Below are 22,943 nucleotides of genomic sequence, written 5' to 3'. Positions count from 1 at the left end.
GAAGTCAGAAGGGACGGCTAACCCATGCACCGATCGTTAACGTTCAGAGCTATCGTTTGTTTGAGTAGCCTGGCCCCGGCGACACTGCTGTACGCAGCACCGGACCCCCAGGTCGAGATACTAAAACAAGAACTCATGGAGTTGAAACAGCGTTACGAAGCACAACAGAACGCGCTGATGGTACTCGAGCAACGCGTTCGCCAAGTCGAAGAAGCACCTGCGACACCGGCCCCCAAACGCCTGACCAAATCCCCTGCCGAAGCGCCCAAGGGTGGCCAGACGGTGGCCGCCGGTGCGCCGGGAACCACAGGCAGTTCATACGGCCAATCGCTCAAGGATGATTCGGAGCCTGCGCAAAGCGTTTCCAACCTGTATGACGAAGCCAGCGGCTTCTTCGGTGGCGGCAAGTTCAGCTTCGAAACCGGCATAACCTACACGCACTACGATACCCGTGCGCTGACGCTCAATGGCTTTCTGGCACTGGACTCGATTTTTCTTGGCAACATCGATATCGACCGTATCAAGGCGGATAACTGGACACTGGACCTGACCGGTCGCTACAACGTGGCACAACGCTGGCAGTTCGACATTAACGTCCCCGTGGTTTATCGCGAATCAACGTATTCCTCCGGTGGCGCAGGTGGCGCTGGCCCGGTGACGTCGGACTCAACCGTTACCCGCGACCCGACCATCGGCGATGTGAACTTTGGCATTGCTTACAAGTTTCTGGATGAGTCGGCCAGCCTGCCCGACGCGGTCGCTACACTGCGCGTCAAAGCGCCGACCGGTAAGGATCCATACGGCATCAAGCTGATCAAGGACCCGAACAACGATAACCTCGCGGTACCCGAGGACTTGCCTACCGGCAATGGTATCTGGTCGATCACCCCGGGTATCTCGCTGGTCAAGACCTTCGACCCGGCCGTGCTATTCGGCAGCCTGGCCTACACCTACAACATGCAAGACTCTTTCAGCGACATCAGCCCTCAGGTCGACTCCAAGGTGCGCGGGGACGTGAAACTGGGCGATTCCTGGCAGGTCGGCGCCGGTATTGCATTCGCCTTGAACGAGAAGATGAGTATGTCGTTCTCGTTCACCGATCAGTTCGCCCGCAAGAGCAAGATCAAGCCGGACGGTGGCGATTGGCAATCGATTACCAACAGCGATTACAACTCGGCTAACTTCAACATCGGCATGACCCTGGCAGCAACCAATAACCTGACGATCGTTCCCAACCTGGCCATCGGCCTGACCGACGACTCGCCAGACTTTTCCTTCAGCCTGAAATTCCCGTACTACTTCTGATCCACAACAACAAAGCCCCGCTGCGACTTCAATCCCGGCGGGGCTTTTTTGTCGAAGATCAAAAGATCGCAGCCTCCGGCAGCTCCTACGTTGGAATGTGTTCACCCTGTAGGAGCTGCCGGAGGCTGCGATCTTTTGATCTTTTGATCTTTTGATCTTTTGATCTTGCGTCTAACGTATCTGATGCTTGTGCAACAAACGGTAGAAGGTAGGCCTGGATATCCCCAGTACCTTGGCGGCGATGCTCAAATTATCGCTGTGGCGGTTAAGTACATCGCACAAGGCCTGGCGCTCTGCCCGGTGCTTGTAGTTTTCCAGCGTGCCCATCGGCGCGGCAACGGCCTGCTGGCTGATCAGCCCCAGGTCTCGCGCTTCGATCTGCCGGCCTTCTGCCAGTACCAACCCGCGACGTACCCGGTTGGCCAGCTCGCGCACATTGCCCGGCCAGTCATGCTTGCCCATGGCAATCAAGGCGTCTTCACTGAAGCTGCGCGGACGGCGGCCGGTTTCATGGCTGTAGAAATGGGAAAAGTGGTTGGCCAGCATCGACAGATCGCCATTGCGCTCACGCAGGGGCGCGGTCGCGACCTGCAACACGTTCAGGCGGTAATACAGATCTTCACGAAAGCGTTTCTTCTCGATCGCGGCCTCAAGATCGACATGGGTCGCCGCCAACACCCGCACATCCACGGGAATCGGCTGACTGCCGCCCACCCGCTCGATGTGCTTTTCCTGGAGGAAACGCAACAGGTTCGCCTGCAGTTCCAGGGGCAGATCACCGATTTCGTCGAGAAACAGCGTGCCGCCGTTAGCCGCTTCGATCCGCCCGACCTTGCGTTGATGGGCTCCAGTAAAAGCCCCCTTCTCATGGCCAAACAGTTCGGACTGGATCAAGTGCTCGGGAATTGCGCCGCAATTGATCGCGACAAAGGGTTTGCTATGACGTTGGGATTGTCGATGGAGGGTGCGGGCGACCAGTTCTTTACCGGTACCGCTTTCACCACGGATCAATACCGGAGACTCGGTGGGCGCCAGCTTGCTCAGCAACTTGCGCAGTTCGCGAATGGGTTTGCTGTCGCCAAGCAGCTCGTGCTCAGGCTGATCAATGTGAACCGTGCCCTGCCCACGCAGACGTGCCATTCCGAATGCCCGGCCCAGCGTCACCTGAACCCGGGACACATCGAATGGCAAGGTATGGAAATCAAAAAACCATTCGCAGACAAAGTCCCCGACATTCTGCAATCGCAGGACTTCCTGGTTGAGTACGGCGATCCACTCGGTACCGCTACGGCTGATCAGCTCTTTGACGGCTTCCGGGCGTTCGAGGTGAAAAGGCTGCAAACGCAACAGGCCGATATCGCAGGTTTTGTCTCCTGCGTTTTCCAGGCTGCAGCTGTCAACGTCCCAACCCACAGAGCGCAAAACTGGCAGCAGACGATGACAGTCGTCGCAAGGGTCCACTACTAACAGACGTCGTAAGGCAGGCGCTTCGATCATGACTGTTCCTTGGCGCCAAATTTATGAAATTTTATTAAAAACAGTCGTTTGGCGGACCTGGCTGTAACGTTAGCAATAATTTGACGTGACCTTGTACCGTTTGACTATAGGGCGGTTGCGTTATTAGTTATAAGAGGTGACTTAGTCAGTGGCCTAACGAGTCCTGCCTTTCATTCAGCTTTCAAATCCTGTCCACACCTTGAGCCAATGAAAGAAAGTTGATATTTCTTTTAATTGTATGTGACCCGCCCCCCGGTTGCGGGCATCAGTACAAGTAACCAGCCGAACGGTAAGCCCAACCGACGGCACATCACTTGATTGGGCATACAGAGAGAAAAACCCATGAACGCCCCGCTCCGTATCAACGAAGCTCTTTTGATTGCCGACCGCGCATTCCAACCGTTCCAATGCGTGGCCTGGGCCCCACAAGACGGCAATGGCGAACTCAGCCTGACCGTTATCGATCGCACCAACACCCGCAGCATCGGCCGTAAGCAGATCCCAAGCAGTGCCTATACCGATCCTGCGCAACTTGAATGCCTGCTTGAAGCGGCACGTGCGGAATTGAGCGAGGAGGGTTACAAACTCCAATCGTGGTCGATGCCGCACTAAGCGTTTTGCGGGTTACCAAACGGCAACCCGCGCCCTCCCCCGATTATTATTCGAACTTGCACCCGCCCAATTACTTGGCAGGCTTGTCAGTGGTTCGAAAAGACACTGTTCTGGCACACAACGACCCTCCGCCTGTTAGTTATGACAGTTGTGCATCCAGCCGTTCAGGGATTGAATGTTTCCTTATACAGTCGCCACCCAAACTCCCGGTTCAGGACGACTCGCAAGGAGCTGCGTGCATGTCAATCCAGACCGCGTTTGCATTACCGGCAACACTGAGTGACGCCGGGAAACTTGATACAACCTTTGCCTCGTCTGGCAAAACCCAGGTGTATTTCGCTGGCAGCCTCTCAAGCATGGCCAACGGGGTCGCGATTGATTCACGTGGCAGGTTGCTCGTGGCGGCCAAGGTCGGAACGCCAGGCGGCAGTCGCTTCGGCCTGGCTCGCTTGCTCGAGGACGGCTCGGCGGATCTGGCATTCGGCAATCAAGGCAGCGTCATCGGGCAATTTCAACACGGCTTCGAGGCCATGGCCGGCAAAGTCCACGTACTGCCCGATGGGCACATTCTGGTAGCCGGCCTGCACTACGAAAATGCTCACCGGACACTGCCCGCCCTCGCCCTGTTCGATCGGCATGGTCGGCCGGTTCAATGTTTTGGCGACAATGGCCGCTGCGTCGTGCGTCTGCCGGGTGGTCTTTCCCAAGGCGTGCGTGACACTTGGCTCCCCCCCGGCGTATCGGGCGCAGAAGGTTGTGATATCTGCGTGCAGGAGGATGGTCGAATCCTGCTGCAGGCCAATCATCACTTCGAACTGTCCGATCATGTCGGCATGCTGATACGCCTCAACACCGACGGCTCACTGGACGACACCTTCAACGGTCGTGGCTTCGTGATTGTCAGGCACTTGCTGATGAATACCTGGCTCAGCAGCCTGATGGTGCAACGAGACGGCCGGATCCTGGTGGGCGGGTCGATCAACTTCCCTGAAGAAGGTCTGCTGGCCCGCTATCACACCGACGGCAGGCTCGACGATTGTTTTGCCGTGGATGGTTTCATGACCTTCAAGGCACGTGGGTATAGCGCTCAGGTCAGCCGGATCGTCCAACAGGAAAATGGCGATGTGCAGTGTTTTGGCAGCAGCCGCGACCCGATGCATTGCCTGGCACTGAAAGTACACAGCAATGGTCGCCCGGACATTCATTGCAATGGAGGCCAGGCCCAACTGCTGGAAATCGGTCACAGTGGTTGCCAGTGGACCGACGCACAGGCACTGCCGGACGGCTGCGTGGTGACGGTCGGGGCCACGATCGGCGGCGTCGAGGCGGATTTCATTCTGGCGCGGCATCTGCCCGACGGGCAGCTCGATCGCAGCTTCGGCAATGGCACCGGCTGGGTTCGCACCCGCCTGGGCCGCAGCCTGGATACCGCGACTTCCGTGGTCATGCAGACCGATGGAAACATCGTCGTCGGAGGCTATTCACTGGACGGCAACTATCGAGCGATCGTCGCACGCTATCTGCGGTAGGCCTGCACAGCTTTCCTGCACTTGATCTTCCCTTCCGCTTACGGCAAGTTGCGCGCTTCTTAATACAAGGAGTAGCCGATGCCCGGTTCAATGGCTCAGGCGTTCGCGCACAATTTTCTCGGGCATTCACCCCGCTGGTACAAGGCAAGCATTGTCGGTTTCCTGATTCTCAACGCACTGGTGTTGTGGACCGTCGGCCCGGTGGTGGCCGGTTGGCTGCTGGTGCTGGAGTTCATCTTCACCCTGGCCATGGCGCTCAAGTGTTATCCGTTGATGCCCGGCGGCCTGCTGTTGATCGAAGCGCTGTTGCTGAAGATGACCACGCCCCAGGCGCTCTACGACGAGCTGGTGCACAACTTCCCGGTGATCCTGCTGCTGATGTTCATGGTGGCCGGCATCTACTTCATGAAAGACCTACTGCTGTTTCTGTTCTCACGACTGCTGCTCGGGGTTCGCTCCAAGGCACTGCTGGCGTTGATGTTCTGCTTCCTGTCGGCGTTTCTGTCGGCGTTTCTTGATGCCTTGACCGTGACCGCCGTGATCATCAGTGCAGCCGTCGGGTTTTACTCGGTGTATCACCGCGTCGCCTCCGGCAACGATCCGCGTCAGGACAGCGAGTTTGGCGATGACCAGCACCTGCCCACACTGCATCACGCCGACCTCGAACAATTCCGCGCCTTTCTGCGCAGTCTGCTGATGCACGGCGCCGTGGGGACCGCACTGGGCGGTGTTTGCACATTGGTCGGTGAGCCGCAGAACCTGTTGATCGGCCACGAGATGGGCTGGCACTTCTCTGAGTTCTTTCTGAAAGTCGCCCCGGTTTCATTGCCGGTCCTGGTGGCAGGCCTGGTGACCTGCGTCCTGCTGGAGAAACTTCGCTGGTTCGGTTACGGCACGCTGTTACCGGACAACGTGCGTGCGGTTCTGGCCAATTACGCCGCCGAAGACAATGCCGAACGCACCTCGCGCCAACGTGCAGCGCTCATCGTGCAGGGATTGGCAGCGCTGATTCTGATTGCGGGGCTGGCGTTCCACATTGCTGAGGTCGGCCTGATCGGCTTGATGGTGATCGTGCTGATCACCGCATTCACTGGCATCACCGACGAGCACCGTATCGGCAACGCGTTCAAGGACGCCATGCCGTTCACAGCACTGCTGGTGGTGTTTTTCGCGGTGGTGGCGGTGATTCACGATCAGCAACTGTTCACGCCTTTGATCCAGTGGGTGTTGGCGCTGCCAGCGGATCAACAGCCGGGCATGCTGTTTATTGCCAACGGTTTGCTCTCGGCCATCAGCGATAACGTGTTCGTCGCGACCATTTACATCACCGAAGTGAAACAGGCCTTTATCTCTGGCCACATGAGCCGTGAGCATTTCGAGACGCTGGCGATTGCGATCAACACCGGCACCAACCTGCCGAGCGTGGCGACGCCCAATGGTCAGGCTGCGTTTCTGTTCCTGCTGACTTCGGCGATTGCACCGCTGATTCGCCTGTCGTACGGACGGATGGTGTGGATGGCGTTGCCGTACACCGTGGTGATGGGTGTTCTTGGCTGGTATGCAGTGAGTTTCTGGCTGTAAACCCCAATCAACCTGTAGGAGCTGTCGAGTGCAACGAGGCTGCGATCTTTTGATGTTGCTTTTGCAAGCGAAGATCAAAAGATCGCAGCCTCGTTGCACTCGACAGCTCCTACAGGGGTTTCAGCGTTTCAGGATATAGCGCTCGATTGCCTGGGCCGCACCGTCTTCGGTGTTGGTTCCAGTGACAACATCGGCCTGGCGCTTCACCGCCTCTTCCGACTGCCCCATGGCGATCGACAAGCCTGCGCGGTGAAACATCGCCGGGTCGTTGCCGCCATCGCCCAACGCCGCGGTCTGCTCCAGCGGCACACCGAGAAATTCGGCCAGTGTCGCCAGCGCTGCACCCTTGTTGGCTTGCATCGCGGTCACATCCAGATAAATCGGCTGCGAACGGGAGACCTGTGCCTGGCCTTCCACGTTGGGCAGCAGGAGCGCTTCCAGCTCAATCAACAACTGCGTGTTGTTGCTGGTGGCGACGATCTTGTCGATGCGTTCCAGGTACGGCTCAAAACTCTCCACCACCACTGGCGGATAACCCAGGCCGTGCTGTTCACGAGGCACCATTGGGCCGTTCGGATCTTTCAGCAACCAGTCGCCACCACTGAACACCCAGATTTCGAGGTCCGGCCGGTCGGCAAACAGCGCCAACGCCGTCAGCGCCGCCGTTGCCGGCAAGTAATGCGCGACCAGCAAACTGCCATCCGGGTTGACGATGGTGCCGCCGTTGAACGCTGCCGTTGGCAAGTCGACGCCCAGGGCTTCAATCTGCTGCAACATGGCTTTGGGCGGACGGCCGGTGGCCAGGCTGAACAGCACGCCCGCCTCGCGCAACGAGCGGACCGCGTCGACGGTGCGTTGGCTGAGGCTGTGATCGGGCAGCAACAAGGTGCCATCCATATCACTGAGTAAAAAACGAATGGGAGGCTGCGGCGCGTGGCTCATCCGAGGCCGTGCCAGACGCGACCGTCGCGGGTCAGGAGATCTTCTGCAGCCTGCGGGCCGTCTTCGCCAGCGGCATAGCTCTGCACGCTCGCGTCCTGCTGCCAGGCATCGAGGAAAGGCTGCACGGCGCGCCAGCCGTTCTCGATGTTGTCGGCGCGCTGGAACAGCGTCTGATCGCCGGTCAGGCAATCGTAGATCAGGGTTTCGTAGCCGGTGGACGGCTGCATTTCAAAGAAATCCTTGTAGGCAAAGCCCAGTTCGATATTGGCCATTTTCAACGCCGGGCCGGGCCGTTTGGCCAGCAGGTCGAACCACATGCCTTCGTTGGGTTGAATCTGGATTCGCAGATAGGTCGGTTGCAACTCATCGACCTCGGTATCGCGGAACTGCGCATACGGCGCCGGTTTGAAGCAGATGACAATCTCGGTGTCGCGCACGCTCATGCGCTTGCCGGTGCGCAAGTAAAACGGCACGCCGACCCAGCGCCAGTTGTCGATCATGACTTTCAGCGCGACATAGGTTTCGGTATTGCTGTCGGGCGCCACGTTGTTTTCCTGGCGATACCCCGGCAACTCGTTGCCGTCGATTTCGCCGGGCGCGTATTGGCCGCGCACCGAGTTGGCCAACGCTTCCTCGACCGACCAGGGACGAATCGCACCGACCACCTTGGCTTTCTCGCCGCGTACCGCATCGGCGCCAAAGGCGGCTGGCGGCTCCATTGCGACCATCGCCAGCAATTGGAACAGGTGATTGGGCACCATGTCCCGCAAGGCGCCGGTGTGTTCATAAAAACTGCCACGGGTTTCCACGCCAACGGTTTCGGCGGCGGTGATTTGTACGTGGTCGATGTAGTGGTTGTTCCAGAACGCTTCGAACAGGCTGTTGGAGAATCGGCTGATCAAAATGTTCTGCACGGTTTCCTTGCCCAGATAGTGATCGATCCGGTATATCTGGTTTTCCGTCATCACCTTGAGCAAGCAAGCGTTCAAGGCTTCGGCGGTATGCAGATCGGAACCGAAGGGTTTTTCGATCACCACCCTTCTAAACGCCTCTGGCGACTCTTGCAGCAAGCCGGCGGCGCCGAGACGACGCACCACTTCGCTGAAGAAACGTGGCGCGGTGGCCAGGTAGAAGACGGCGTTGCCAGTACCGCTGGCGGCGATTTTCGCCGCCAGCGCTTGATAGGTGCTGTCGTCCAGGAAGTCGCCCTGGACGTAGCTGATGCCTTTGGCCAACTTGGCCCACAAGTCCGGGTCAAGGGCTTGATCGCCCTTGCCGACCTTGGCGGCCACTTCGGCCCGAATGAAGTCTTCGAGTTTTTTCGCAAAGGCTTCATCGGTGATGGCGTTGTGGTCAACGCCGATGATCCGCAGTCCATCACCAAGCAGACCGTCACGACTCAGGTTGTACAGCGCCGGCATCAACAGACGCTTGACCAGATCACCATGGGCACCGAACAGAAACAGCGTGGTCGGTGGTGCGGGTTCTGCCTTGGATTTATTGCGGATCAGACGGGTCATTTTTTCGAAGTCTCCACGTGGCCGCCGAAGCCGAAGCGCTGGGCCGAGAGAATCTTGTCGCCAAAGGTGCCTTGCCCGCGCGAACGGTAGCGGGAGAACAGCGAGTTCGACAGCACCGGTACGGGCACCGATTGCTCCATGGCGGCTTCGATGGTCCAGCGACCTTCACCACTATCAGCGACCGACCCGGAGTAACCATCGAGTTTCGGATCACTGGCCAGCGCGTCGGCGGTCAGGTCGAGCAACCAGGACGACACGACGCTGCCACGACGCCAGACTTCGGCGATGTCGCCGACGTTCAGGTCGAAACGCTGGTCTTCCGGCAGGTTGGTGCTGGCCTTGGTCTTGAGGATGTCGAAGCCTTCGGCGAAGGCCTGCATCATTCCGTATTCGATGCCGTTGTGGATCATTTTCACGAAATGCCCCGAACCGGCCGGGCCTGCGTGGATGTAACCGCGCTCGGCACGATCGTCTTCGGACTTGCGGTCCTTGGTCCGAGGGATGTCGCCCAGGCCCGGTGCAAGGCTCTCGAACAGCGGATCAAGGCGTTTAACCACCTCGGCTTCGCCGCCGATCATCATGCAATAACCACGCTCCAGCCCCCAGACGCCGCCGGAGGTGCCGACGTCGACGTAGTGCAGGCCTTTCTCCGACAGGGTTTTCGCCCGGCGGATGTCGTCCTTATAGAAGGTGTTGCCGCCGTCGATGATGGTATCGCCAGCTTCGAGCAAGGTGCTCAGGGTGTCGATGGTGTCTTCGGTCGGTGCGCCGGCCGGCAGCATGACCCACACCGCACGTGGCTTGGCCAGGCCAGCGACCAGTGCCGGCAGGTCGATGACGCCAGAGGCGCCTTCTGCGGCCAGGGTGTCGACAAAGGCGGTATTGCGGTCGTAAACAACGGTGGTATGACCGTTGAGCATCAGGCGCCGCGCAATATTGCCGCCCATGCGGCCCAGTCCAATAATCCCGAGTTGCATGTTCTGATGCTCCCTACTACAAATAATGTGTGTCAAAGGTTATAGCCCAACGCGACTAATGAGGGTTAGTCCAGAGCGTTGGCACATAGTTTCCGGGCATTGTGCCCGATCCAGATTGATAACGTCGGTAATCGCGCCGAAGACACAACGACCATGAAAAATAAAAAAGTTCCCTTCCGGGGCAAAAGAAATCAAAATCAGCGCCGATAGTAAGTCAGCACCCGATTTCGGGGCAGGTTTACAGTTGAGACAGCCATTTGCGAGGTGAGCAATGGGCACAGTACACGCAGCACTGCCAGCACAAACCCTTTACGTCACGATCCGTCGCGATGAATTGCGCCAGTTGAAAGACGAGCGCGACCAGTTGAAGCAGGAGCTCGCGCAATTGCGCTTGTTGACACAAAGCAATCAGGCCCAGCCTTTGCCCGTCACTCACCGTGTGCCTCACGCCTGATCCCCTCGCTTGATTCGGAAGCAGCCCACTGCTGTTTCCGACCTGCCATCCCCCCTTTTTGACAAACCCGGCACTCACGAAGTTTTCACATTCGTTTCCTGATACTCCGCGCCCCCCGTCCGTCGGTGATATTGGTGTCCCGGCGGGGAAGTGATTTTTGGCTGGAGCGCTGAATGGCTTTGTTTAAACGCAGCAATACGTCTGCGAATGGTTTCGACTGGACAGGATTTCTCTGGCTGTTCCTGTTCTTCTGGTATTTTTCCGGCATTACCCAACTACTGATCCAATTGACAGGCACCTCCGGTTTTACCGGGTTCCGCCAGGCCTTTGTGATGAGTGCCATCTGGCTCGCGCCGATGCTGTTGTTCCCCAAACAAACACGAGTCATGGCCGCGCTGATCGGTGTGGTGCTGTGGGCCTGCTCAATGGCCAGCCTGGGTTATTTCTTCATCTATCAGCAGGAGTTTTCCCAAAGCGTCATCTTCATTATGTTCGAGTCGAACGTCTCTGAAGCGGGCGAGTACATGACTCAGTACTTTGCCTGGTGGATGGTGGCGGCGTTCCTCGCTCATACCGCTTTCGCTTACTTCCTCTGGACTCGCTTGCGCCCGGTGTACATGCCTCGCGGTCGGGCACTAGTGGCTGCAACGGCGATTGTGGTCGCCGTCGTCGGTTATCCGCTGATCAAGCAAACCGCGCGTATCGGCAGCCTTGCCGGCGGTTTCGATAAATTTGAATCCCGCATCGAGCCTGCGGTGCCTTGGCAGATGGCCGTGGCCTATCACCGCTACCTCGAAACCCTGGCCGGCATGCAAGACATGCTCAATAGCGCCAGCAAGATTCCACCGCTGCACAATCTCAAGGATTCGGCGGCCAATCAGCCGGCGACCCTGGTGCTAGTGATCGGTGAGTCCACCAACCGTCAGCGCATGAGCCTCTACGGCTACCCTCGGGAAACCACCCCGGAGCTGGACAAGCTCAAGGATCAACTGGCGGTCTTCGATAACGTCATCACCCCGCGCCCCTACACCATCGAGGCGTTGCAGCAGGTTCTGACCTTCGCCGACGAAGAAAACCCGGACCTGTATCTGTCGACCCCATCGCTGGTCAGCATGATGAAACAGGCAGGCTACAAGACCTTCTGGATCACCAACCAGCAGACCATGACCAAGCGCAACACCATGCTGACGACCTTCTCCGAGCAGGCCGACGAGCAGGTGTACCTGAACAACAACCGCAACCAGAATGCCGCCCAGTACGATGGCGACGTGATCGAGCCGTTCAACAAGGCCTTGGCCGACGCTGCGCCGCGCAAGCTGATCGTCGTGCATTTGCTCGGCACGCACATGAGCTACCAATACCGTTATCCGTCGTCCTTCGATAAGTTCAAGGACCGCAAAGGCGTTCCGGACGGTGTGCGCGACGATCAGGTGCCGACGTACAACAGCTATGACAACGCGGTGCTGTACAACGACTTCGTGGTCTCGAGCCTGATCAAGGACTACGCCAAATCTGATCCGAACGGGTTCCTGCTGTACCTCTCCGACCACGGTGAAGACGTTTTCGATTCTCCTGGCCACAGCACCCTTGGCCGCAACGAAAGCAAACCGACGGCGCCGATGTACACCATTCCGTTCATGGCCTGGGCCTCGCCGAAATGGCGTGAAAACCATGACTGGAGCTTTGCCGGTGATCTGGGGCGGCCTTACAGCAGCTCGCACCTGATCCACACCTGGGCTGATCTGGCGGGTCTGAGCTTCGATGAACTGGATCGCAGCAAGAGCCTGGTCAGCGACAGTTTCAAGCCACGGCCATTGATGATCGGCAATCCTTATGAGCGCGAGCAAAAGGCATTGATTGACTTCAGCCTGATGAAACCGAAGGCGGTGGCAGTCATTCAGCAGTAATCCTGCTGAACCTGTGGGAGCGAGCTCGCTCCCACATGAATTGAGCTGTCCGAAACTTCGCGAAGATAATAATTATTCTCGTTTATAGCCAAATCCCGCCTTTCCCCTTCGTCTTTGAACAAACGGAATTTTTCCCTCGAAGACAAGGAGTTGGCTGCGATGTTCGCGCCTATCACCCGTTCCATGACCTTTACCCTGGGCCTGTGCAGTGCCGCCTTGTGCCCCGACTTGCTGGCTGAAACAGGCCCTGACAAAGAGCCTGGCCGCACCCTCGAACTGGGCGCCACCAATGTGACCGCCCAAGGTTTGGGCAGCACCACCGAAAACACCGAGTCGTACACCACCGGCGCCATGAGCACTGCGACGCGCTTGAACCTGTCGATCAAGGAAACGCCGCAATCGGTGTCCGTGGTCACGCGCCAGCAAATGGACGATTTCAAACTCGGCACGCTGTCTGAAGCCATGAGCCAGACCACCGGCGTGGTCGTTCAGCACAACGATTCGGACCGGGTCAGCTATTCCTCCCGGGGTTACTCGATCACCAATTTCCAGATCGACGGCATGCTGAACACCTTCAGCTACATGAAGTCCGATTCCGACACCATCATCTACGACCGCATCGAAGTGGTTCGCGGTGCGACCGGCCTGACCACCGGCGCGGGTGACCCGTCGGCCACCATCAACATGGTGCGTAAACGGCCGACGGCGCAGTGGCAAGTCCAGACCGGGGTCAGCGGCGGCAGTTATGACGACTACTACAGTTATCTGGATGTCGGCGGTCCGCTGGCTTTCGACGGCCGCCTGCGCGGACGTAGCGTGCTGGCCTATCGCGACAGCGATTCGTTCCGCGACAAGTACCAGCAACAACGTGAAGTCGGCTACGGGATACTTGAAGCCGATTTGACCGATGACACCGTGCTGGCCGTGGGTTACGACTATCAGAACAAACACGTCCAGGGTACGTCCTGGGGCACGGTGCCGTACTGGAACGCTGACGGTGGCAAGGCCAACCTCGGACGCTCTACCAACATGGCCACGTCGTGGAGTTCCTGGCCGCTCAAGGACAAAACCGCGTTCGCCACGCTGGAACACCAACTGGGTGCCGGCTGGCATGCCAAGGCCGCCTACACCCATCGCGAGAGCGACACCGACGGCAAGATCTACTACGGCGGCGGCGGGTTCCCCGAGGCTGATCGCAGTGGCATGAGCGCCAACGTCAGCCACATGCTCAGTACGCAAAAAATGAAGGCTTATGACTTCAACGTGGCTGGCCCTTACTCGCTGTTCGGTCGGGAACACGAAATGATGATCGGCTATGGCGAAGCCGAGCGCCGGGAAGATTCCCCGTACATGGTGGACGGCCCCAGGGCATCGGATTACGAAAACATCCGCGACTGGAAATACATGGGCGACATCGCCAAGTTTCCCGACACGGTCACCAGCCTTTCAGGTTCAAAAGACAGTACCCGCCAGAAGGCCGGTTACCTGGCCACTCGCCTGAGCCTGACGAATGACCTGCACGCCGTACTCGGCAGTCGTTATGGCAGCTGGAAAGTGTCGAGCAAGACCAACAAGTACGACAACAACCTGCAACTGAGCAGCGTCGATGCCAGCAGCCAGGAACACAACGACATGTGGACGCCCTACGCCGGGCTGCTCTACGACCTCACCGCCGAATACACGGCGTACGTCAGCTACACCGACATCTTCAACCCGCAAGACAATCGCGACCGCAATCGCAAATACCTCGAGCCGGTAGTGGGCAGCAACTATGAACTGGGGCTCAAGGGCAGTTTGCTGGAAGAACGTCTCAACGTGGCTACCGCGCTGTTCTGGAGCAAACAGGACAACGTAGCCGAAGTCGACGATTCGGTGCCACCGGACCCGGTCACCGGCAAGGAGTTCTACAAGTCAGGCGGTAAAGGCAACAAGGTTCAGGGCTTCGAAGCCGAGCTCTCGGGCGAGGTCATGGCCGGCTGGAACATGACGGCCGGCTACACCTACACCCACTCGGCCAATGGCGAAAAGAAACGCGCCAATACCAACCAGCCGCTGAATATGTTCCGGCTCTCCACAGCCTATCGTCTGCCCGGCGACTGGCAGGCACTGACCGTGGGTGGCGCGGTGAACTGGCAAAGCGATGTGTTCCGCGCCGCCAGCCGCCCGGTGGGACGTAGCGCCGACGGTGCGGTGATCACCGAAAGGACCAAGATCCGGCAGGAGGCTTACACAGTGGTCAAACTGATGTCGCGGTATGAGTTCGACAAGCACCTGTCCGCCTCGCTGAACGTCGATAACCTGTTCGACAAGAAGTATTACGACAACGTCGGGTTCTACAACGGTGTGTTTTGGGGTGACCCGCGCACGGTGACCCTGAGCCTGGACTGGAAGCTCTAGGCGCAGGTAATTCCCATTTAACGGAATCGGCGGATAATGTCCTTTCGACATTGCTTCATGGACGAAAGGACCCGACAACTCGTAGGGGTACACCATGAAACGTACAACCATGATCCTCGCCGGCCTGATGATCTTCAGTTCAACCGCTGCATTCGCCGAAGGTGGCGCTGAACGCATGCGGTACTACTTTGAGAGCCTGCGGTTCAGCCAGGAGGCGAATCAAAGTAACGCCAGCAACACCACTGAAATAAGAGTTCCGGATGATCAAACCGCGCAAGTGACAGAGCACTACAAACCGTAACGACAAAGGGCGTCCTGATGGACGCCCTTTTTTATGCCCGTAACGCCTTAAAGCGCCTTGGTCCAGAACAGCATCCGACCGTGCGCCGGGTCGAACATGCCTGCGGCAAAACCGAACTTGCCATAGGACGCCTGGGCGACTGCATTACCTTCCAGCACCTCCAGTGTGATTTTGCAGCAACCGCGCTGGCGGGCGATGTCTTCGACCTTTTGCAGCATCTTCTGGCTCAACCCCAAGCCACGAAATTTCGACACCACGCACACATCGTGCACGTTGACCAACGGGCGACAGGCGAAGGTCGAGAAACCTTCAAAGCAATTGACCAGCCCGGCCGGCTCGCCACCGACAAAGGCCAGAACGCTGAACGCGTGAGGACGTTTGGCCAGTTCCGCCGGCAGTTGCTTCAACAAGTCGGCGGGCAACGAGTGGCCGCCACCCATCGGGTCTTCGGCGTAAGCATTTAGCACCAGTCCAATAGCCTCGGCATGCACCGGATTGGTATAGCTGGCCTGAAGTACAAGAATTTCTGCGGATTCCATTTCCACCCTCGTTCACACATTAAGTCGCCCCAGTGCATCTCGCACTGAAGGGCCGATCGACAATATCGCGGGCACAGCCGTGTCGACAACCGGATCCTGCTGTAATTTTTCGCTCAAGCGCCCCAGATCAGCGCCTCGGTCCACCCCAGCTCGGCAAAATCCTCAGCCCTCAGGCCTGACTCACCGGCACAGAAAAACTCGTCCAGTTGCGGCGGTTTGACCGAGGTGCCGCTGAGCATGGCGTGAACCTGCCCGCGATGATGCATCTGGTGCTCGAACAGATGGGACAGCAGGCGCAAGCGGCTGTCATGTTGCGGCGTGTCCCGGGCGATGGTCACGACCTTCCCGAGGTCTGCATCGCGCATTTGCTCGCAATAGGCGATCAGTCGAAGGTCCACCAGCGCTTGTTCGCGCTTGAGGTCTACGGCGTGCGTAAACGGCTCGTCCTGGTTGAAAAACACATAGCATTCGGGATGAGGGTCATCGCCGCGCAACTCCCGCTCCAGCGCATCCAGGTAAAAACAGTCGCAGGTCAGGATGTGATTGAGGGTAGCGCGCAGACTGGGAAAGAAGCTGACCCGCGGCGCCGCCAGATCGGCCGGGCTCAACTGGCTCCAGGCCTTGGCGAGGCGATGATTGGCCCAGGCGTTCTGATAGGCCATGGTCAGCAAATGGTGCGACAGAGGCTGGTTCATGTTCGCGGCTCCTTGTTCAAGCTTCGGCGAAACGTTGCAGCTGCATTTCCTGTAAACGGCTGAGGGTGCGGCGGAACGGAAACTCCAGATAACCCTCGGTGTACAACGATTCCATGGGCACCTGCGCTTCGAGGCACAGCGGCACCTTGCGGTCGTAGCACTCGTCCACCAGGGCGATGAAACGCCGTACACCGTCGTCATGCACCGACAATTGCGGCAGCTCGCGATCGCCCGCCACCACCCTTTCGACGCCGTCTTCAGTGCCTCGGGCGATGCGCCCTTCACGCTTTTGCGCGCTGAGGTTGGGCACGTCACTCAACAGAATAGCGCTGAAGGTGTCGCACAGGGCGATGAAATCCATGGCGGCAAACGGCTGTTCACAGAGGTCGGCGTAACGAGTCCAGAGTACGGTTGGACTGGCCTGCACGACATTGAGTGAGCGGTAGCCGACCTTGATCGGATCACTGGACACCGACTGGCCGACGGTCAATGCCTTGAACACTTCATCCAGAGCGCTGGGTTGCCCCGGTGCCGCCACCCAGTAGCGTTGCAAACCTTTGCCGGGATGCAGGCGATGATCTTCGCCGCCATCCACCGCAATCACCTGCATATGTTTCTTGATGGCTTCGATGGCGGGCACGAACCGGTCGCGATTGAAGCCATCGGCGTACAGCTGATCCGGTGGCTGATTGGAGGTGCAGACCACCACCACGCCCTGCTCGAACATCACCTGAAACAAACGCCCGAGAATGATGGCGTCGCCGATGTCGTTGACGAACAGCTCGTCAAAACACAGTACCCGCACTTCCTCGCTCAGTTCGCGAGCCAGCGCCTTCAACGGGTCGGCGGTGCCGGTCAGCTGAAACGAACGCTGATGCACCCAGCCCATAAAGTGGTGAAAGTGTTGGCGGCGGGCCGGGACCTTCAGGCTTTGGTAAAACTGGTCCATCAACCAGGTCTTGCCGCGCCCGACCGGGCCCCAGAGGTACACGCCAGTGATCGGCGTGCGCCCTTCATGCAGCGCTTCGTAGCATTTCTGCAGCGCCCACACGGCATGTTCCTGGGCTTCGTCCTGGACGAAGCCCTTCTGTTCGATGGCGTGTTGCCAGGCGCTTAAGGGGGAGTCGACATTCATGCGCGGCAGTATGCCATGCGCCTTGATTAGAGAGAGATGTCTAGCCGGGCAATCTTGCCCTGTTCATTCAGGCGAAACATGTAGCGCAATTCCAGCGGGCTGCCGGGAAACGTTCCGGAGATCAGGTTATGCACCAACACTTTGCCGGTGCGCAGTTGCACGTCGAGCACTTCAACCCGTGGCTGGTAACGCTGGGCGGTGTCTTGCATCCATTGCGCGATGGCGTGTGTGCCGACCTGATGCTGGCCTTCATCGAACACATTGGCATCCTCAGCGAAAAAACTGGCGACTCGCGAGGTGTCGCGGGCATTGGCGGCAGCAATGTAGGCGGCGATGGCGGGTGCCAGTGGAGAGGCGGGATTGGACATGGTTACGGCTCCTTGTTTATTGATTCTGGAGCCATGCTAAAACAAGCCTGTGTCAGTTCTTGTCAGGAGTGAAGCGCCCGGCTTCGTCCAGTTGCATCTGCTTGCGCCAGGTGCGCAACAGGTCGCTGCGCCGCCCCGGATAACGCTCGCCCTGTTCGTTCGCTGCCGAGATCCGGTCGGTGCGAAAGGTGCGGTAGGCGCTGCGCAACTCGCACCAGGCGACGATGATTCGCACCTCGTTCAGAAACCCCAGGGCCAGCGGCCAGATCAGCCGCTGACTCGGCACCTGGTTGGCGTCCGCGTAGTCGATGTGCAGCTTGGCCTGATCGCGGATGGCCTGGCGAAACACATTCAGTGGCACCGCGTTGGGCGCAAAGCCATAGCCTGGCGGTCCTGGCAACACCGTCGGGTTGCGTAACGCGTCCAGCGCTTCAGGCGCCAGTACGGCGGCAATCTTGGCCAGCGCATCCGCCGCCGCCTTGCTCAACACCTCATCACCGCGCTGATCCACATAACGCAACCCCAGCACGATGGCTTCGGTTTCATCGGCGTTGAGCATCAGCGGCGGCAGAAACAAACCGCTGCGCAGCACATAGCCGATCCCCGCTTCGCCGTAGATGGGCGCGCCGAGGGCGGTAAGTTCGGCGATGTCGCGGTACAGCGTGCGTTCGGAAATCTCCAATTCGCCGGCAAGTGTTGCCGCGGTCACCGGACGACTTTTGCCGCGCAGCACTTGCAACAAGGTCAGTAAACGAGTGGTACGCGACACGATCGGCAGGCTCTGTCCGTAAAAGTTGTCGGAGCTTAGCAGAGGACCCTGTCAGAAAGTGGCAGTAGCGTTGTGCCCGGTGGTCGGCCCTTTTCTTGCGAACGGAAAAGTACCTTGACGTCCAATATTACCAGCATCATATTAAATACATGTCGCTAGACATTTATATTCAACCCCAACGTCTTTTCCTTCAGGAGTCATCCCCATGCATTACAAAGTCTTCGGCCGCAAAACCGGCTTGCGGGTCTCGGAACTGGCGTTGGGCGCTGGTAACTTCGGCACCGGCTGGGGCCATGGCGCCGAGCGCGACGAAGCCAAACGCATTTTTGATGGCTATCTGGAGGCCGGCGGCAATTTCATCGACACCGCCAACGGCTATCAGGCTGGCCAGTCGGAAGCCATGCTCGGCGAGTTCATCGCAGCGGAACGGGATCGCCTGGTCATCGCCACCAAATACACCTTGGGGACCACGCCGGCTGCGGGCATTTCCCACACCGGCAACAACCGCAAGAACATGGTTCGCGCCGTGGAAGAAAGCCTGAAACGACTCAACACCGACCACATCGACCTGTTCTGGGCCCACATGAGCGATGGCGTGACGCCGATGGAAGAGATCCTGCGTGGTTTCGACGATCTGGTGCGCGCCGGCAAAATTCATTACGCCGGGCTGTCGAACTTCCCGGCGTGGCGCATTGCTCGGGCCGACTTGCTGGCCGAGGTTCGTGGTTTCTCACCGATTGCTGCGATTCAGGTGGAATACAGCCTCGCCGAACGCACCGCCGAACGTGAACAACTGCCGATGGCCGAAGCCTTGGGTCTGGCCGCTACGTTATGGTCACCGTTGGGTGGCGGCTTCCTCACCGGCAAGTACCGCACCAACGATGGCGACAACCGCGCCGCCAAACTTGGCATGCTGATCCACGCTGAGAAAAGTGCCCGTGAAACCGCCCTGCTCGACACTTTACTGGCCGTTGCCGCAGAGCTGGGCGCCAGCCCGACGCACGTGGCCATTGCCTGGTTGCGGGAAAAAGCCAAGCGTTCGACCACGGCACTGATACCGATTCTCGGCTCGCGCACCCGTGAGCAACTGGATGCGACCTTGGGTGCGCTGGATGTGCAGTTGAGTGCTGAACAGGTGTCGCGACTTGAGGGTGTCAGTGCTGTGGCAATGGGCGTGCCCCATGAATCCATTGCCGGGTCGATGGCGCGATTTACCGGGGCTGAAACCCTGGATCTGCCAATCATTCCAGTGGCCTGACACAGATCGAAATGTGGGAGGGAGCTTGCTCCCACATTTTGGTTTGTGGGTTACCGGTCGACTTTGTGTTTAGCCGCATAGAGGCACAGCATTTCCATCGCCAACGTCGCCGCCGCCAGTGAGGTAATGTCCGCACTGTCGTAGGCCGGCGCCACTTCCACGACGTCCATTCCTACCAGATTGATCCCGCGCAAGCCGCCGAGAATTTCCAGCGCCTGCACCGTACTCAAGCCGCCGCACACCGGCGTTCCGGTGCCTGGAGCGAAGGCCGGATCGAGGCAGTCGATGTCGAACGTCAGGTACACCGGGTGATCACCGACCCGCGCCCGAATGGCCTCGACAATCTCATCAACACCACGTCGATGCACTTGTCGCGCATCCAGCACCTGGAAACCCTGGTGATCGTCATTGGTGGTGCGCAAGCCGATCTGCACCGAACGTGACGGATCCACCAAACCTTCCTTGGCCGCGTGCCAGAACATCGTGCCGTGATCGACACGCTTGCCGTCTTCGTCCGGCCAGGTGTCGCTGTGGGCGTCGAAGTGGATCAACGACAGCGGACCATGTTTACGTGCATGGGCCTTGAGCAGCGGATAGGTGATGAAGTGATCCCCGCCGAACGTCAGCATTGCGCTACCGGCGTTGAGAATGTGTTCAGCGTGGGCTTCGATGCTTTCCGGCACCGACTGCGGTGTGCCGTAATCGAAGTCGCAATCGCCGAAGTCGATGACCGCCAGATGGTCGAACGGGTCGAAGGCCCATGGCCAATGGCGTTCCCAGGCAATCCCGGTGGATGCGGCACGAATGCCGCGTGGTCCGAAACGCGCACCGGGACGGTTGCTGGTGGCGGTGTCGAACGGGACACCGCTGACCGCTACGTCAACGCCGCGCAAGTCGCGACTGTAGCGACGACGCATGAAGCTGGTGATACCGGCGTAGGTACTTTCGGCGGCAGTGCCGTAGAGGCTGTCGCGGGTCATGGCCTGATCGTTTTGCATCGGGACGTCCATCTCAGGTTCCTTATTATTGGCGGCTACGGAAAGTGGTCCACAAGCGAGTGCGTTGACGCAGGTCCTTGAGGCTCATGCTGCGATCGGCGTACAACCGGCCACGCACGTCAGCCAGTGGGTAGATGTCCGGGTCGGTGCGCACCGCCTCATCCACCAGCGGTGTTGCGGCCTGGTTGGCCGTCGCGAAGAACAGTTCATTGGTCAGTGCCGCAACGGATTCCGGTCGCAGCATGAACTCGATAAAGGCGCGGGCGGCTTCGGGGTGAGGCGCGTCCTTGGGGATCGCCAGGTTGTCCTGCCAGACCAGCGTGCCCTCTTGCGGAATCCGGTAGGCCACTTCGAACGGTTTATTGGCCTTGCGCGCCTGATCGGCCGCCATGCTGGCGTCACCGTTGTAGGTCAGCGCCAGGCAGACGCTGCCGTTGGCCAGATCGCTGATCTGCCGACCGGTCGCGACGTACAGCACATTGGGTTGCAGCTGATGCAACAGCGCCTCGGCGGCTGACAGATCAGCCTTGTCGGTGCTGTAGGGATTTTTACCCAGATAATGCAGCGCCAGGCCGATCACTTCCTGAGGCGAATCGAGAATGGCAATGCCGCAGTCTTTCAGTTTGCTGGCGTACTCAGGCTTGAACAGCAGGTCCAGGCTGTTGAGCGGCACGTCCGGCAAACGCTGCTTCACGGCTTCGACATTCATCCCCAATCCCAGGGTGCCCCAGGTGTAGGGCACGCCATAACGGTTGCCGGGGTCGACGGCGGCAAGTTTTTCCAGCAAATCCGGATCGAGGTTGGCGTATCCCTTGAGGCCTTCGTGGGGAATCTCTTTCAACGCACCGGCTGCCAATCCGCGGGCCAGTACACTGGAAGACGGCACGACCACGTCATAACCGCTGCCCCCGGTGAGCAATTTGGTTTCGAGCACTTCCGAAGAGTCGAAGGTGTCGTAGCGCACGTGAATACCGGTTTCCTCCTCGAAACGCTGCAAGGTTTCAGGCGCTACGTAATCGGACCAACTGTAGAGATTCAGGACTTTTTCCTCGGCCTGGGCCGATACAGCCATGGCGAGGAACAGCGCGGGTAAACACAGCTTGAACATGGGAGCCATGACGAAACACCTGACCAGATGAAGTGGATGCAGAATGCGTCGTCGGATACATTGATGAAATACCAAGTTAATTATCCTGACTTTATCCCGGAGTAATGTTTGATGCTCGGCCAACTCCACGATCTCGATCTGCAACTGCTGCGCCTGTTCGTCAATGTGGTGGAATGCGGCGGCTTCAGCGCGGCTCAGGGTGAGTTGGGCTTGAGCCAGTCGAGCATCAGCCAGCAAATGGCCAAACTGGAAACCCGACTCGGCTATCGCCTGTGCAGTCGCGGCAAGGGTGGTTTCAAGATCACGCCCAAGGGCGAGCAACTGCTCAGTGCGACTCGCAGCCTGTTCGAATCCATCGAAGCCTTCCGCCATCAATCCAATGGCGTGGCCGGGCGCTTGATCGGCGAGGTGCGTCTGGGACTGTCCGAAGCGCTCGATCAATCCGTGCTGCAACGGGTGGCCGATGCGATCCGGCGCTTTCGTGAACGGGACGAATCGGTCCGCATCGAATTGATCAGCGCCATGCCCGGCGAAATGGAACGGTTGCTGCTGCAACAACGACTGGACCTGGCAATCGGCTATTTCTCACAAGTGCAAAGCGCTTTTGACTACCGCGAACTGTTTACCGAAACCCAGCACCTGTATTGCGCCGCCGGCCATCCGTTGTTCACCGATGAGGCACCTGACGAACAAGCGCTACAGGCTTGCGATCGGGTCGATCACCCTTACCGCTTCCTGCGCAGCGACGAACCCTTCCAGGGGAAGATGTGTTCGGCGCGCTCGGAGCAGGTTGAAGGCACCCTCGCCTTCATTCTCTCTGGCAAACATGTCGGTTATTTACCCGAACACTTTGCCCGCAGCTGGGAAGACAAGGGATTGCTGCGGGCCGTGCGCCGTGCCGATATGAGTTTCGACGTGGCGTTTCATCTGGCCCGCCATCGCGCCCAAGTGCCAGGGGATGCGCAAAAAGCCTTTGAAGAGGATTTGCTGGCGGCGTTTGTCTGAAGATCAAAAGATCGCAGCCTCGTTTCACTCGACAGCTCCTACAGGG

Annotated in this window: 21 protein-coding genes; 10 read left to right on the top strand and 11 right to left on the bottom strand. The window is 58.8% G+C overall.

Annotation, left to right across the window (positions count from 1 at the left end):
• Window positions 1-24 precede the first annotated feature (24 nt).
• Window positions 25-1,305, top strand: coding sequence for a hypothetical protein (locus ASC74_RS05825; protein ID WP_056740002.1), 1,281 nt, complete (start codon window positions 25-27; stop codon window positions 1,303-1,305).
• 171 nt (window positions 1,306-1,476) lie between these two features.
• Here the strand turns inward: ASC74_RS05825 and ASC74_RS05820 are convergent, their stop codons facing one another.
• Entirely contained in the window at window positions 1,477-2,802 is a 1,326-nt protein-coding gene (locus tag ASC74_RS05820; RefSeq protein WP_056740000.1) for a sigma-54 dependent transcriptional regulator, read from the bottom strand.
• A gap of 342 nt (window positions 2,803-3,144) precedes the next feature.
• Between ASC74_RS05820 and ASC74_RS05815 the strand changes: the two genes are divergently transcribed.
• The 3 genes from ASC74_RS05815 (at window position 3,145) to nhaB (ending at window position 6,524) form a co-directional block, all read left to right on the top strand.
• Window positions 3,145-3,414 (top strand): hypothetical protein, encoded by a 270-nt coding sequence (locus ASC74_RS05815; RefSeq protein WP_008149930.1) that lies wholly within the window; start codon window positions 3,145-3,147, stop codon window positions 3,412-3,414.
• A gap of 239 nt (window positions 3,415-3,653) precedes the next feature.
• Window positions 3,654-4,943: a hypothetical protein gene (locus tag ASC74_RS05810; RefSeq protein WP_056739997.1), complete on the top strand. Its 1,290-nt coding sequence runs from the start codon at window positions 3,654-3,656 to the stop codon at window positions 4,941-4,943.
• A gap of 78 nt (window positions 4,944-5,021) precedes the next feature.
• Entirely contained in the window at window positions 5,022-6,524 is a 1,503-nt protein-coding gene (nhaB, locus tag ASC74_RS05805) for a sodium/proton antiporter NhaB (RefSeq protein ID WP_056739995.1), read from the top strand.
• A 120-nt stretch (window positions 6,525-6,644) separates the two neighbouring features.
• Here nhaB and ASC74_RS05800 read toward each other — a convergent pair whose 3' ends face one another.
• Genes ASC74_RS05800 through gnd form a run of 3 tightly spaced genes read right to left on the bottom strand, consistent with a single transcriptional unit; the run spans window position 6,645 to window position 9,963 of the window.
• Window positions 6,645-7,466 (bottom strand): Cof-type HAD-IIB family hydrolase, encoded by an 822-nt coding sequence (locus ASC74_RS05800; protein WP_056739993.1) that lies wholly within the window; start codon window positions 7,464-7,466, stop codon window positions 6,645-6,647.
• Window positions 7,463-8,986 carry a glucose-6-phosphate dehydrogenase gene (gene zwf, locus ASC74_RS05795; RefSeq protein ID WP_056739992.1) on the bottom strand — a complete coding sequence of 508 codons (1,524 nt, stop codon included), beginning with the start codon at window positions 8,984-8,986 and terminating at the stop codon, window positions 7,463-7,465. Before zwf ends, ASC74_RS05800 begins: the two co-directional genes overlap by 4 nt.
• Entirely contained in the window at window positions 8,983-9,963 is a 981-nt protein-coding gene (gnd, locus tag ASC74_RS05790; RefSeq protein WP_056739989.1) for a phosphogluconate dehydrogenase (NAD(+)-dependent, decarboxylating), read from the bottom strand. The genes zwf and gnd overlap by 4 nt, the downstream gene beginning before the upstream one ends.
• A gap of 271 nt (window positions 9,964-10,234) precedes the next feature.
• On the opposite strand from gnd, the gene ASC74_RS05785 reads away from it, so the two are divergent.
• From ASC74_RS05785 to ASC74_RS05770, 4 genes are all read left to right on the top strand, one after another.
• Window positions 10,235-10,417, top strand: a complete 183-nt coding sequence (locus ASC74_RS05785) for a DUF6026 family protein (protein WP_056739988.1) — start codon at window positions 10,235-10,237, stop codon at window positions 10,415-10,417.
• Between the two features lie 173 nt (window positions 10,418-10,590).
• Entirely contained in the window at window positions 10,591-12,324 is a 1,734-nt protein-coding gene (locus ASC74_RS05780) for a phosphoethanolamine transferase CptA (protein WP_056739986.1), read from the top strand.
• A gap of 159 nt (window positions 12,325-12,483) precedes the next feature.
• The gene (locus ASC74_RS05775) at window positions 12,484-14,721 is read left to right on the top strand and encodes a TonB-dependent siderophore receptor (protein WP_056739984.1); all 2,238 of its coding nucleotides are present in this window, start codon (window positions 12,484-12,486) and stop codon (window positions 14,719-14,721) included.
• Between the two features lie 94 nt (window positions 14,722-14,815).
• On the top strand, window positions 14,816-15,022 hold the full coding sequence (locus ASC74_RS05770; protein ID WP_056739983.1) for a hypothetical protein: 207 nt from the start codon (window positions 14,816-14,818) through the stop codon (window positions 15,020-15,022).
• A gap of 47 nt (window positions 15,023-15,069) precedes the next feature.
• Here the strand turns inward: ASC74_RS05770 and ASC74_RS05765 are convergent, their stop codons facing one another.
• The 5 genes from ASC74_RS05765 to ASC74_RS05745 all read right to left on the bottom strand — a co-directional run bounded on the left by ASC74_RS05765 (window position 15,070) and on the right by ASC74_RS05745 (window position 18,528).
• The gene (locus tag ASC74_RS05765; RefSeq protein ID WP_008149916.1) at window positions 15,070-15,561 is read right to left on the bottom strand and encodes a GNAT family N-acetyltransferase; all 492 of its coding nucleotides are present in this window, start codon (window positions 15,559-15,561) and stop codon (window positions 15,070-15,072) included.
• Window positions 15,562-15,674: 113 nt separating this feature from the next.
• On the bottom strand, window positions 15,675-16,256 hold the full coding sequence (locus ASC74_RS05760; protein WP_056739981.1) for a DinB family protein: 582 nt from the start codon (window positions 16,254-16,256) through the stop codon (window positions 15,675-15,677).
• Window positions 16,257-16,272: 16 nt separating this feature from the next.
• Window positions 16,273-17,391: a cell division protein ZapE gene (gene zapE / locus ASC74_RS05755; RefSeq protein WP_056739980.1), complete on the bottom strand. Its 1,119-nt coding sequence runs from the start codon at window positions 17,389-17,391 to the stop codon at window positions 16,273-16,275.
• Between the two features lie 26 nt (window positions 17,392-17,417).
• Complete coding sequence (locus ASC74_RS05750; protein ID WP_056739979.1) at window positions 17,418-17,759, bottom strand: nuclear transport factor 2 family protein; 342 nt, start codon at window positions 17,757-17,759, stop codon at window positions 17,418-17,420.
• Between the two features lie 52 nt (window positions 17,760-17,811).
• Window positions 17,812-18,528 (bottom strand): helix-turn-helix transcriptional regulator, encoded by a 717-nt coding sequence (locus tag ASC74_RS05745; protein WP_008149913.1) that lies wholly within the window; start codon window positions 18,526-18,528, stop codon window positions 17,812-17,814.
• A 205-nt stretch (window positions 18,529-18,733) separates the two neighbouring features.
• On the opposite strand from ASC74_RS05745, the gene ASC74_RS05740 reads away from it, so the two are divergent.
• The gene (locus ASC74_RS05740; protein WP_046047174.1) at window positions 18,734-19,786 is read left to right on the top strand and encodes an aldo/keto reductase; all 1,053 of its coding nucleotides are present in this window, start codon (window positions 18,734-18,736) and stop codon (window positions 19,784-19,786) included.
• 50 nt (window positions 19,787-19,836) lie between these two features.
• Here ASC74_RS05740 and speB read toward each other — a convergent pair whose 3' ends face one another.
• Together speB and ASC74_RS05730 are read right to left on the bottom strand one after the other, a co-directional pair.
• Window positions 19,837-20,796, bottom strand: a complete 960-nt coding sequence (gene speB, locus ASC74_RS05735; protein WP_056739976.1) for an agmatinase — start codon at window positions 20,794-20,796, stop codon at window positions 19,837-19,839.
• A gap of 13 nt (window positions 20,797-20,809) precedes the next feature.
• Complete coding sequence (locus ASC74_RS05730; protein WP_056739974.1) at window positions 20,810-21,901, bottom strand: polyamine ABC transporter substrate-binding protein; 1,092 nt, start codon at window positions 21,899-21,901, stop codon at window positions 20,810-20,812.
• Between the two features lie 102 nt (window positions 21,902-22,003).
• Between ASC74_RS05730 and ASC74_RS05725 the strand changes: the two genes are divergently transcribed.
• Entirely contained in the window at window positions 22,004-22,897 is an 894-nt protein-coding gene (locus ASC74_RS05725; RefSeq protein WP_056739972.1) for a LysR family transcriptional regulator, read from the top strand.
• The last annotated feature ends 46 nt before the right edge of the window (window positions 22,898-22,943 follow it).

Origin of the sequence: Pseudomonas sp. Root329, from assembly GCF_001424925.1 — a bacterium.
Taxonomy (GTDB): Bacteria; Pseudomonadota; Gammaproteobacteria; order Pseudomonadales; family Pseudomonadaceae; genus Aquipseudomonas; species Aquipseudomonas arabinosi.
The sequence above is the reverse complement of the archived record's forward strand: the minus strand, read 5'-3'. Positions and strand labels throughout refer to the sequence as shown.

Coding starts and splice junctions, on each gene's coding strand:
- ASC74_RS05825 (WP_056740002.1), top strand. CDS start 25: ATGCACCGATCGTTAACGTTCAGAGCTATCGTTTGTTTGAGTAGCCTG.
- ASC74_RS05820 (WP_056740000.1), bottom strand. CDS start 2,802: ATGATCGAAGCGCCTGCCTTACGACGTCTGTTAGTAGTGGACCCTTGC.
- ASC74_RS05815 (WP_008149930.1), top strand. CDS start 3,145: ATGAACGCCCCGCTCCGTATCAACGAAGCTCTTTTGATTGCCGACCGC.
- ASC74_RS05810 (WP_056739997.1), top strand. CDS start 3,654: ATGTCAATCCAGACCGCGTTTGCATTACCGGCAACACTGAGTGACGCC.
- nhaB (WP_056739995.1), top strand. CDS start 5,022: ATGCCCGGTTCAATGGCTCAGGCGTTCGCGCACAATTTTCTCGGGCAT.
- ASC74_RS05800 (WP_056739993.1), bottom strand. CDS start 7,466: ATGAGCCACGCGCCGCAGCCTCCCATTCGTTTTTTACTCAGTGATATG.
- zwf (WP_056739992.1), bottom strand. CDS start 8,986: ATGACCCGTCTGATCCGCAATAAATCCAAGGCAGAACCCGCACCACCG.
- gnd (WP_056739989.1), bottom strand. CDS start 9,963: ATGCAACTCGGGATTATTGGACTGGGCCGCATGGGCGGCAATATTGCG.
- ASC74_RS05785 (WP_056739988.1), top strand. CDS start 10,235: ATGGGCACAGTACACGCAGCACTGCCAGCACAAACCCTTTACGTCACG.
- ASC74_RS05780 (WP_056739986.1), top strand. CDS start 10,591: ATGGCTTTGTTTAAACGCAGCAATACGTCTGCGAATGGTTTCGACTGG.
- ASC74_RS05775 (WP_056739984.1), top strand. CDS start 12,484: ATGTTCGCGCCTATCACCCGTTCCATGACCTTTACCCTGGGCCTGTGC.
- ASC74_RS05770 (WP_056739983.1), top strand. CDS start 14,816: ATGAAACGTACAACCATGATCCTCGCCGGCCTGATGATCTTCAGTTCA.
- ASC74_RS05765 (WP_008149916.1), bottom strand. CDS start 15,561: ATGGAATCCGCAGAAATTCTTGTACTTCAGGCCAGCTATACCAATCCG.
- ASC74_RS05760 (WP_056739981.1), bottom strand. CDS start 16,256: ATGAACCAGCCTCTGTCGCACCATTTGCTGACCATGGCCTATCAGAAC.
- zapE (WP_056739980.1), bottom strand. CDS start 17,391: ATGAATGTCGACTCCCCCTTAAGCGCCTGGCAACACGCCATCGAACAG.
- ASC74_RS05750 (WP_056739979.1), bottom strand. CDS start 17,759: ATGTCCAATCCCGCCTCTCCACTGGCACCCGCCATCGCCGCCTACATT.
- ASC74_RS05740 (WP_046047174.1), top strand. CDS start 18,734: ATGCATTACAAAGTCTTCGGCCGCAAAACCGGCTTGCGGGTCTCGGAA.
- speB (WP_056739976.1), bottom strand. CDS start 20,796: ATGGACGTCCCGATGCAAAACGATCAGGCCATGACCCGCGACAGCCTC.
- ASC74_RS05730 (WP_056739974.1), bottom strand. CDS start 21,901: ATGGCTCCCATGTTCAAGCTGTGTTTACCCGCGCTGTTCCTCGCCATG.
- ASC74_RS05725 (WP_056739972.1), top strand. CDS start 22,004: ATGCTCGGCCAACTCCACGATCTCGATCTGCAACTGCTGCGCCTGTTC.